Below are 2061 nucleotides of genomic sequence, written 5' to 3'. Positions count from 1 at the left end.
GCGCCGCCGCATGTTCGGCGCAAGCGCCGAGAGCGCGGGCCAATTGCATCTGTTCGACGAAGCGGAAGTGCTGGCCGCGACCTCGTCCGAAGCACAAGACATTGCGCCGTTGCCGGCGCTGGACAAAGCTCAAAAGCCCGCGCGCGGCAAACGCAGCCCGCTGCCGCCAGAACTTGAACGGGTAGAGATCATTCACGACGTGCCCGAATCTGAACGCACCTGCGCTTGCGGCACACCGATGGTGTTGATCAACCGGGTCGTCAGCGAACAACTCGACATCGTTCCGATGCAGGTGCGCGTGCTGCAACATATCAGACTGGTCTACGGGTGCAAAGCCAGCGAACATGCGCCGGTGACGGCGGCGTTGCCGCAGCAACCTCTGCCAAAGAGCAATGCCAGCCCAAGCTTGCTGGCCATGCTGCTGACGACCAAGTATGTCGATGGGTTGCCGCTGGCAAGATTCGAGAAAGTGCTGGCCCGCCACAACGTGTTGGTGCCGCGTCAGACCCTGGCGCGGTGGGCGATCGGTAGCAGCTGCGCACTGCAACCGCTGCACAACCTGATACGGGATGTCTTGTTTGATGCGCCGTTTATCCACATGGACGAAACGATGGTGCAGGTACTCAAGGAAAAGGGCAAAAGCCCGACCTCGCAAAGTTACATGTGGGTGCAGACGGGCGGGCCACCGGGAAGCCGCGTGGTGATTTACGACTATGATCCGAGCCGGTGCGGGGAAGTGCCTGCGCGCCTGCTGCTGGGCTATCAGGGCTATGTGATGACGGATGGCTATGAGGGCTACAACAAGCTTGCCAAATCCGATGGCATCGAACATCTGGTTTGCTGGGCGCATGTCCGCCGCAAGTTTGTCGATGCCGTGAAGGTGCAGCCGAAAGGCGCGCACGGCCATGCCGACCAAGCGGTCGCCATAATCGGCAAGCTTTACGGTATCGAACGGGAACACAAGGATTCCACGGATGCAGTGCGCTATGCAGCACGCCAGGAGAAAAGCAACCCGGCGCTCGATGAATTGCACGACTGGATGGAAAAGATGCTGCCCATGGTTCCGCCCAAGAGCGCGCTGGGTAGCGCACTGTCCTATATGCGGAACTACTGGGGCAAGCTTGTTCGCTACACGGAACGCGGCGATCTGCCTATCGACAACAACCGTTGCGAGAATGCGATCCGCCCCTTCGTGGTTGGGCGCAAGGCCTGGCTGTTCAGCGATACACCCGCCGGAGCGAACGCGAGTGCGATCATCTATTCGCTGGTCGAGACCGCCAAGGCAAACGGCGTAGAGCCATACACATGGCTGCGCCATGTGCTGGAGCATCTGCCAGCAGCTCGAACTGCGGATGAAATGGATAAGTTGTTGCCGTGGAATTTCCATGCGGCAACTTTAACCAAAACCACACCTCGCTGAATACCCTGCTGTTACTGAAGCGCTCTTAAGAAACACCTCCTAACCAACTGATTTTAAAAAGCGGAATTAAGCGGGCTGCTCATTGACGACGAGTCTCATCCCCATTCTTTCAGCGCGCTGGGCAAGTTGCCGCAACACTCTTTCACGATAGCGTTCTTCGTAGTAGTCCTGCCCCTGATCGGTATATTCTTCACCTTTGGTAAGCATGGTGTAGATCAGGCGCGCCAATTTGTGCGCGGCGGCGGTTACGGCTTTAGGTTTGTCCATGCGCCCACACATCCTGCGGAAATATGCGCCCAGCGCCGACTGACTGCTGCGCAATGCTGCTGCGGCCAATCTCAAGGCTTGGGCCGCCCGGTTGGCTACGCGCTTAGTCTTGCCGCTCATCACTTTGCCTCCGGTAATTTTGGTGCCGGGGCATAGCCCCAGCCAACTCGCGAAGTGCCCTGCCGTAGGGAAGCGCGACATGTCCGCCCCGGTCTCGGAGATCACCGCAAGCGCGGTGGTGACGTCGATGCCGTCGATGCGCGTAAGATCAACCCCGCACATCCTGAACAATTGCGTGCGCAGGTCAAACTTCGGCGCGTTGCGGGTGCGACCACGCTTCTTTCCCTTCGCCGGTTCGCCGTCATGAACTTGCA

General features: G+C 59.0%; 2 protein-coding genes. One reads left to right on the top strand and one right to left on the bottom strand.

Translation table 11 applies throughout. The features are described from left to right. Positions 1-1420, top strand: a 1420-nt coding sequence (gene tnpC, locus ADADOO_RS13750) for an IS66 family transposase (RefSeq protein WP_511278070.1), incomplete at its 5' end; no start/stop codon positions are given. 66 nt (positions 1421-1486) lie between these two features. On the opposite strand, the gene ADADOO_RS13745 is transcribed toward tnpC, so the two are convergent. Continuing rightward, on the bottom strand, positions 1487-2061 hold a 575-nt coding region (locus ADADOO_RS13745; protein ID WP_511278069.1), incomplete at its 5' end, for a transposase.

This window comes from Azonexus sp., assembly GCF_036170495.1.
Classification (GTDB): Bacteria; Pseudomonadota; Gammaproteobacteria; order Burkholderiales; family Rhodocyclaceae; genus Azonexus.
Note: the sequence above shows the minus strand (reverse complement) of the source record. Positions and strands in the feature narration are given on the sequence as shown.